Here is a 7,534-nt window from a genome sequence, read left to right on the forward strand (position 1 = left end):
GGGCCGGGGTTGGCGCCGGCCGAGCGGGGCCCCACCTGCAGACGGCCATCCGCCACGTGCAGCACCGAGCCGCCGCCGGCCGCGACGGTGTGGATTGGCAGCATCGGCGCCAGCAGCCGCAGGCCGTCGATCTCCGTCTCCCTGCTGCGCTCCCAGGCCGCCGCGCCGCGGCTGCCATCGAAGTGGAAGACGTCGCTGGAGGTGCCGCCCATGTCGAATCCGAGGATCGGATCGGCGCCGAAACCTGCGGCGGCCGCCACCGCCACGGCCGCCACCATGCCGCCCGCCGGGCCGGAGAGGATCGTGTCCTTGGCCCGCAGCAGCCCGGGGGCCTGCAGGGCGCCGGCGGAGGTCATCACCCGCAGGGGGATGGCGGCGCCGATGGCGGCGCGCACCTGATCGAGATAGGCGCCCAGCACGGGGGCGAGGGCCGCCTCCAGCACGGTGGTGTCGAGGCGGGGCACCAGCCGGGGCTGGCGACTGAGCCGGTGCGAGAGCACCACCGGGCCGAAGCCCCGTGAGGCCAGCCAGCTCCCGACGGCCTGCTCATGGACCGGGTGGCGACCGGCGTGGAGCAGGGCCACGGCCAGGCTGCGGAAGCCGTCGGAACGGGCCTGGGCCAGGGACTGCTCCAGCGCTTCATCCAGCTGCAGGGGCTCCAGTTCGGCACCATCCGCCGCCAGCCGGCCACCCACCTCGATCACCCGCAAGGGGGGCGGATCAGGCCGCCGGATCTCCAGGGCGAAGAGATCGGGTCGGTGCTGGTCGCTGATGCGCTGTAGATCGGCGAAGCCCCGGGTCACCAGCAGCAGCACCGGCGCCCCTTGGTGCTCCAGCAGGGCGTTGGTGGCCACGGTGGTGCCCAGCCGCAGATCTGAAACGAGCCCGGGGGGAATGGGTTGCTCCGGCGCCAGCTCCAGCAGCTCCCGCAGGGCGGCCACGGCGGGATCCTGCGGGGCCGAGCCATCGGAAGGCGGCGGCGGATCGGAGAGCCGCTTGCGCACCAGGAGCTCGCCAGCGGGGGTGCGGGCCACCACGTCGGTGAAGGTGCCACCGCGGTCGATCCAGAAACGCCAGCCGCCACTCATCGCGACGGGCGTTGAGAGCGGGCTCGGCAGGCAGACACCAGAGTGGACGACGGAAAGACCCTCCCAGGATGAAGGTGCCGTGGGCATCTGGGAAGCCGCCCGTCGGAGCGTCCAGCCGGCTGCTCGCTGCCGTGCTTGGCCGCATCGTCAGATCGTCGCTGCTGCCATCGGTGAGAAAAGCAGAAGGATGTTCAGGAGAGGGGTGACCCTGTCGATGGAACAGTTCGATGTGTCGCGATCTGCTGGTGGTCAGCGCCGCCTGAAGGCGACCAAGGCGTTGGCGCTGGGATGCATGCCGGCATCGGATCTGCATCAGCGGTGAAAATCCGGCAACAGTGACGGCCGCACTAGCTAATACCCCCAAAGATGGAATCAACGAAGTCGCAGTCACAGTGAAGCGGCGAACTCTTCTGGTCTATCCATCCATTGTCGTCGGGATTTCCGCCGCCATCCTGCTGGCTCCCCAGGCGGCTCTGGCTCTCGACATCCGCTTTGTGCTTCAAGGCGTGATGGGCGTCTTCCAGGACCTGGAGGCCGGTCAGACCACCAACCTTCCTCCCGCCGAGGCCTGGCTGACCGTCACGCCGCCGAACAATGCTCCAGAGGGTCTCTACAGCCTTGCCCCCCTCTGCCAGCTCCCTGATTGCGGCTTCCTCTCCGTCGATGCCAGCGGCAGGAATCTCACCGCGACCAGCCGCTTCCATGGCGTCAACGAGGGTTGGCAGCTGCTGATCACACCCTCCGGTACCGGCCCTTCCAGCGGGGAGGACTGGGCCCTGCAGGGGTCGCTGTTCCACTGCCCCGGCTTCGAGCGCGATGGCGATCTGAGCGCCTGCCCGGAACCCACCCCCGACACCGAGCCCCGGACCGGACCGCTCAGACCGATGCCCCACGGCGATCCCACCGACGATGCCGTGCCGGGCCCCCTGCCGATCCTGGGGGTGGCGGCGGCCTTCCGCTGCAGCCGGCGGCTGCGACAGAGGCTCCGTGGTGGCCTCAGCGGTAGTTCTCGAATTGCAACGGCACCTCCAGGTCCTCGGCCCGCAGCAGGGTGATCACCTGCTGCAGGTCGTCCTTGTTCTTGCCGGTCACCCGCAGGCTCTCGCCCTGGATCGCCACGGTCACCTTCTTGACCTGATCGCGCACCAGCTTGCTGAGCTTCTTGGCCAGCTCCTGGCTGAGGCCCTTGCGCAGCTTGATCACCTGCTTCACCCGGTTGCCGCCGACTGGCTCGGGGGTCTGCAGGTCGAAGATCTTCAGCGACAGGTTGCGCTTGGTGGCCTTCTGGCGCAGCACATCGACCACCGCGTCGAGGGTCATGTCACTGGCGGTGGTGATCGTCAGGCTGGCCTCCTCCACCTCGATCTCGGTGTTGGAGTCCTTGAGGTCGTAGCGCTGGCCCACCTCGCGGCGCACCTGGTCGACGGCGTTCACCAGCTCCTGGCGGTCGAAGTCGGAGACGACGTCGAAGGAATAGCTGTCGGCCATGGCGCAGGCGAAGGCAAGGCAGCGCCAGCCTAGAAAAGAGACCTCCGGCGCCCTCCCCCGATGACCCTCTCCCTGCTCCCCCCCCTCCTGGCGGCCAGCATCGCCCTGCCGGTGCTGCCGGCGGCGGCGGGAGGGCCCTTCGCCTGGTCCCTGGTGCTCTCGGGCGCCGTGGTGGTGCTGAGCCTGATCCCCCTGGGGGCCGCCCGCTCCCAGGCCGACTTCACCCCCTCCGACCTGGCCGCCCCGCGGGCGATGTTCGAGCGGCTGCCGGCCTGGGGCAAGCGGGCCAACTGGGCGCACCAGAACAGCTTCGAGGCCTTCACCCTGCACGCGCCCGCCTGCCTGCTGTGCCTGGTGGTGGCCGCCGGCGCCCTGGCGGCCTCCCCCTGGCTGGCGCTGGTGGCCTGGCTGCACCCCCTGCTGCGGGTGGGCTACCTGGCGGCGTATGTGGCCAACATCCCCCCGGTGCGCAGCCTCTGCTGGGCCGGCGGCATCCTCTGCACCGCCCTGCTGTATTCCGAAGGGCTGCGGGCGGTGCTGCGCAGCTGAGGGCCAGGACGGCGGACGGGCCTCAGCTGCCGCCCTTCTCCTGGAGCCCCTTGAGGGCCGCCAGCAGCGAGGCCGGGCTCTGGGGATCCACCATCAGCACGCTGCCGCCCTGGGAGCGGGCCATCTCCTGACCCATGGCCATCCAGTCCTTGGCCAGCAGCAGCCGCAGCCCCTCGGCCGCCGCCGGATGGGCCTCGATCACGGCCGCCAGCTCGGTGGCGGCCTGGGCCCGGGCCTTGGCCAGCAGCAACTGCTGCTTGGCCTGGGCATCGGCATCGAGCAGCACGGCCTCCTGCTTGGCCTTGGCATCGAGCACCAGGGCCTCGGCCCGGCCCCGGGCCGCGTTCACCTGGGATTCCCGCTCCCCCTCGGAGCGCAGGATCGCCGCCCGCTTCTCCCGCTCGGCGGTCATCTGCTGCTCCATCGCCTGCTGCACCCCCTGGGAGGGCTGGATGTCGCGCAGCTCCACCCGGGTCACCTTGACGCCCCAGGGATCGGTGGCCTGGTCGAGCTCCTTGAGCAGGGTCTCGTTCACCTCGCTGCGGGTGGTGAAGGTCTGGTCGAGGTCGAGCTTGCCCATCTCGGCCCGGATCTGGGTGAGCACCAGGTTCACCATGGCCGCCTGGAGGTTGTCGACGCCGTAGTAGGCACGGGCGTGCTCCAGCAGTTGCCAGTACACCACCGCATCCACCTCGATCGAGACGTTGTCGCGGGTGATGCACTGCTGGGGGGGGATGTCGAGCACCCGCTCCTTCAGCGATTCGTGGCTCACCACCCGCTCCAGGCCGGGGATCACCAGCGACAGGCCGGGGCGCAGCTGGCGGTCGTACTTGCCGAGGCGCTCCACCAGCATCGAACGGCTGCTGCTGGTGACCTTGACGCCGCTGATGCCCAGTCCGGCGAGCACCACGAGCACCGGGATGATGAGCGCTTCCATGCGGGCTTCTTCACTGGCGCAACGCTAGGCAGGATGGGAGCGACGGCCAACGGTCCCGTTGGTTTCGTTGTTCCTCCGCCCCCGCCCCGTCGCACCCCGCCGATGCCCGCACCCCCGATCCTCTGGCTGGCCCTGGCGGGGGTGCTGCTGCTGCTGGAGCTGGTGGGTGCCGACGGGGACGGCCTGCTGCTGATCGGTGGCGTGGCGGCCCTGCTGCTCACCCTCGTCGCCATCCTGGCCCCGGTGCTGCCGCCGATGGCCCAGCTGCTCCTCTATGCCGTGCTGGTGGGCACGGGCTACGCCTGGCTGCGGCGCTGGTCGGCGCGCCGCCAGGCCCGGGCCATCCCCCCCGGCGCCCGCGCCGAACTGGCGGAGGTGACCACCGCCTTCGATGCCAACGGCGAGGGCCGGGTGCGCTGGCAGGGCCAGAGCTGGGCCGCCCTGAACCTGGCCTCCGGCCAGGCCCTGCCCCCGGGCACCCAGGTGACCGTGATGGGCCGGGAGGGAACGCGGCTGCAGGTGCTGCCGCGCCAGGAGACCCTGCCGGACTGAAACCAGCGGGATCAGTCGAAGAACATCAGGCTGACCACCTTGCCCATGTCCTCGGCGGTGCGGCAGCTGGAGAGCAGGGTCTCGCTGTCGTGGAAGGCGTAGCAGATCAGCTGGTCGCAGCGGTTGATGATTTCCTGGTTGCAGAGGCTGCTGGCCATCGGCAGGGGCAGCTCGTCGTTCTCGGGCTTCTCCACCAGGTGCAGCACCCGCTCCAGCTGGCTGCGGGACTCGCCCGGCTGGCGCTCCAGGCTCTGGGGCAGCAGCACGGTGAGCCGGGCCGGATCCACCTCCAGCACGCTGCGGATCACGGCCGCATTGACCCCCTGGGCCCCGGAGGTGATCAGGTTGTGGCCCTCCTGGGCCAGGGAGCGGGCCACCAGCTCCACCAGATGGATCGACACCACCGGGACATGGCGGCTGCCGAGGAAGGCGATCCTGCGTTTGCCCCGGTCCTGGAGCATGGCCAGCTCCTGGGCGAGCGTATCGATCCGGTCCAGGGCCGGAAGATCTAGGGACCGGGTCACCCGTTATCGACAACCAACGGATTGAAACTAGCAGCGCCCTCAGGCATGGACCGCCAGGCGCAGACGGCGGAACAGCCGTTCGAAGTGGCAGTTCTCTTCCACCAGCCGGATCGCATAGGTGGCCTTGACCGCTTCGTGCAGCCGCACATGGCCGATGGCGGCGTCGATCACCTCCACGGTGGTGAGGGTGTCGTGGTCGACCTTGAGCACCGGCACCTCCAGTTCCTCGGCCCGGCTGATCAGCTGGGGCAGGGGCTCGCCGGCCCCGGTGAGGATCAGGCACTGGGTGGAGGCTTCCAGGGCCGCCAGCTGGATGTCGGTGCGGTCGGCGCCGGTGACCACGGCCATGTTGCGACGGCGGCGGAAGAATTCCATCGCCGAATTGACGTTCATGGCGCCGATCGAGAGGGTCTCCCCCAGCAGGTCGAGGCCGGCGCGGATGCTCTCCACCTCCGGCTCCACCACCGCCTGCAGGTCGTTGCGCAGGCGGGGCAGCGGGCCCCGGCCGGCCAGGGCCGCCACCAGGGGGCCCTGGCGCAGGGCCTGGCGCCGTTGCTCGAAGTCCTCCTCGGCGTCGAGGTAGAAATCACCCCGCAGCTCCCGGCAGCGGCCGTAGGCCCAGGGGGTGGAGACGCTGGCCGCCGGATGCTTGATCAGCAGCACCGCCTGGCCGGGCGCCCCCGCGGCCGTCACGGGTTCGAGCCGCTCCCCGCGGCCGAAGCAGAGCTGGGTGCCGCCCTCCAGGCAGAACGGCATGTCGGAGCCCAGCTCGGCCGCCAGCCCGTGCAGCCGCTCGGTGCCCAGGGCCAGGCCCCAGAGGGCATCGAGACCCACCAGGGCGGCGGCCCCATCACTCGAGCCCCCCGCCAGGCCGGCGCCGATGGGAATGCGCTTGTGCAGGGTGATGTCCGCCCCCAGTTCCGGCAGCCCGACCCGGGAACGCAGCAGCTCCGCCGCCCTGACGATCAGGTTGGTGCCGTCGCTGGGCAGCTCCTGGCTGTCGCTGCGCAGCCGGATCGTGGCATCGGCGGTGGAGCGCAGCACCAGGGTGTCGGCTAGGTCGATGCTCTGCATCACCATCGCCAGCTCGTGGTAGCCGTCCGGCCGCAGGCCCAGCACCTCCAGGTGCAGGTTGATCTTGGCGGGTGCCCGCACCGTCACATCTGCCATCGGGATCACGCTCCGCAGGGATCGGCGCTCGATGCCCGATTCAAGCCGGTGGCGAGCGCCAGCCAGCGTTCGGGCGCCAGCTCCTGGGGCCGCTGCTGCAGATCGACACCGGCGGCGGCGGCCACCTCCAGCAGGGCCGGCGCCGGCAGCAGTCCCGCCAGGGTGGTGCGCAGCATCTTGCGCCGGCCGGCGAAGCAGCGCGTCAGCAGCCGCTCCACCGCCTGGGCCTGGGCGACCGGCGGCAGGAACTCCGGCGGGACGGGCTCGATCACGATCACCTCCGAGGTGACCTTCGGCGGCGGCGAGAAGCAGCGGGGCGGCACCGGGCAGACGCTGCTGCAGCGGGCCAGCAGCTGCAGACGCACGCTGAGGGCCGAAAAGGCGCTGGAGCCCGGCCGGGCCCGGATCCGCTGGCCCACCTCCTGCTGCACCAGCAGCACCAGCCGCTCGAAGCGGCAGGGGGCCGGCCGGCCCAGGCGCCCCACCAGCAGCTCCAGCAGCGGGCCGGTGATGTTGTAGGGGATGTTGGCCACCACCTTGGTCGGCGCGGGACGGTCCGGGACGGGCAGCACCAGCTCCAGCACGTCCCCCTCGATCAGGGTGAAGCGCCCGTCGCCCCCGAACCGCTGCCGCAGGCCCACCACCAGCTCCCGGTCCAGTTCCACCGCCAGCAGCGAGGCCGCCGGCGAGGCCAGCAGCCGTTCGGTCAGGGCGCCCCGGCCCGGGCCGACCTCCAGGACGTGGTCGTCGGCCCGCAGGTCGGCGGCCGCCACGATGCGATCGAGGATCTGGCCATCGGTCAGCCAGTGCTGCCCGAAGCGCTTGCGGGCCCGGTGGCCGCTGAAGGTCATGGAGGCGCCGGCAGGTCTCCCCAGATTGCAGCGCCGTCAGGCCTGGCTAGAGGTGGAGCAGCCTCCCCCTTCCGCCATGGCCCCTGGATTCCGGCTGACCGGCCCTCTGCTCTCCGGTGCCCTGCTGGCCGGCGGCCTTGCCCTGCTGGCGGGCCCCGCCCTTGCCGGCAGCGTCACCGCCGAATCGATCTTCGACCGTCAGGCGACCCGCCAGCAGGCCAGGAGCCAGGTGCCCAAGGGCGCCACGATCACCCGCACCGTCTGCGAGGACCTGGAGGTGGGCCTGGACAACACCCGCTACCGCTGCACCGTGTACTACACGATGACGCCGGCCCCCGCGGCCACGCCGGCCCCGGCCACCGGCCAGCCCTGAGC

At 71.1% G+C, this 7,534-nt stretch carries 11 protein-coding genes; 5 read left to right on the forward strand and 6 right to left on the reverse strand.

What is annotated here, in order from left to right:
• Window positions 1–1,088 (reverse strand): hydantoinase/oxoprolinase N-terminal domain-containing protein (locus tag VB737_RS13140; protein ID WP_500313599.1); only part of this gene is annotated, 1,088 nt, incomplete at its 3' end.
• A gap of 79 nt (window positions 1,089–1,167) precedes the next feature.
• Between VB737_RS13140 and VB737_RS13145 the strand changes: the two genes are divergently transcribed.
• Together VB737_RS13145 and VB737_RS13150 are read left to right on the forward strand one after the other, a co-directional pair.
• The gene (locus VB737_RS13145) at window positions 1,168–1,410 is read left to right on the forward strand and encodes a hypothetical protein (RefSeq protein WP_500313601.1); all 243 of its coding nucleotides are present in this window, start codon (window positions 1,168–1,170) and stop codon (window positions 1,408–1,410) included.
• A 70-nt stretch (window positions 1,411–1,480) separates the two neighbouring features.
• On the forward strand, window positions 1,481–2,143 hold the full coding sequence (locus VB737_RS13150; protein WP_500313603.1) for a hypothetical protein: 663 nt from the start codon (window positions 1,481–1,483) through the stop codon (window positions 2,141–2,143).
• Here VB737_RS13150 and VB737_RS13155 read toward each other — a convergent pair.
• Entirely contained in the window at window positions 2,085–2,576 is a 492-nt protein-coding gene (locus VB737_RS13155; protein ID WP_500313605.1) for a YajQ family cyclic di-GMP-binding protein, read from the reverse strand. The two genes, VB737_RS13150 and VB737_RS13155, sit on opposite strands and share 59 nt — an antisense overlap.
• Window positions 2,577–2,636: 60 nt before the next feature.
• Between VB737_RS13155 and VB737_RS13160 the strand changes: the two genes are divergently transcribed.
• Window positions 2,637–3,125, forward strand: a complete 489-nt coding sequence (locus VB737_RS13160) for an MAPEG family protein (RefSeq protein ID WP_500313607.1) — start codon at window positions 2,637–2,639, stop codon at window positions 3,123–3,125.
• 22 nt (window positions 3,126–3,147) lie between these two features.
• Here the strand turns inward: VB737_RS13160 and VB737_RS13165 are convergent, their stop codons facing one another.
• A complete protein-coding gene (locus VB737_RS13165; RefSeq protein ID WP_323306204.1) occupies window positions 3,148–4,062 on the reverse strand; it encodes an SPFH domain-containing protein in 915 nt (304 codons plus the stop codon).
• Between the two features lie 102 nt (window positions 4,063–4,164).
• Here VB737_RS13165 and VB737_RS13170 point away from each other — a divergent pair, with 102 nt between their 5' ends.
• Window positions 4,165–4,614 (forward strand): NfeD family protein, encoded by a 450-nt coding sequence (locus VB737_RS13170; RefSeq protein ID WP_500313608.1) that lies wholly within the window; start codon window positions 4,165–4,167, stop codon window positions 4,612–4,614.
• Window positions 4,615–4,625: 11 nt separating this feature from the next.
• On the opposite strand, the gene VB737_RS13175 is transcribed toward VB737_RS13170, so the two are convergent.
• Genes VB737_RS13175 through rsmA form a run of 3 tightly spaced genes read right to left on the reverse strand, consistent with a single transcriptional unit; the run spans window position 4,626 to window position 7,159 of the window.
• Window positions 4,626–5,138, reverse strand: a complete 513-nt coding sequence (locus tag VB737_RS13175) for a DNA recombination-mediator protein A (protein WP_094583973.1) — start codon at window positions 5,136–5,138, stop codon at window positions 4,626–4,628.
• A 39-nt stretch (window positions 5,139–5,177) separates the two neighbouring features.
• Window positions 5,178–6,308, reverse strand: a complete 1,131-nt coding sequence (gene ispE / locus VB737_RS13180; RefSeq protein ID WP_500313610.1) for a 4-(cytidine 5'-diphospho)-2-C-methyl-D-erythritol kinase — start codon at window positions 6,306–6,308, stop codon at window positions 5,178–5,180.
• Window positions 6,309–6,313: 5 nt separating this feature from the next.
• Window positions 6,314–7,159 (reverse strand): 16S rRNA (adenine(1518)-N(6)/adenine(1519)-N(6))-dimethyltransferase RsmA, encoded by an 846-nt coding sequence (gene rsmA, locus VB737_RS13185; protein WP_500313612.1) that lies wholly within the window; start codon window positions 7,157–7,159, stop codon window positions 6,314–6,316.
• 52 nt (window positions 7,160–7,211) lie between these two features.
• On the opposite strand from rsmA, the gene VB737_RS13190 reads away from it, so the two are divergent.
• Entirely contained in the window at window positions 7,212–7,532 is a 321-nt protein-coding gene (locus VB737_RS13190) for a hypothetical protein (RefSeq protein WP_500313613.1), read from the forward strand.
• Window positions 7,533–7,534: the final 2 nt, after the last annotated feature.

The sequence above is a fragment of the Synechococcus sp. BA-120 BA3 genome, from assembly GCF_034931285.1.
Taxonomy (GTDB): domain Bacteria; phylum Cyanobacteriota; class Cyanobacteriia; order PCC-6307; family Cyanobiaceae; genus Cyanobium.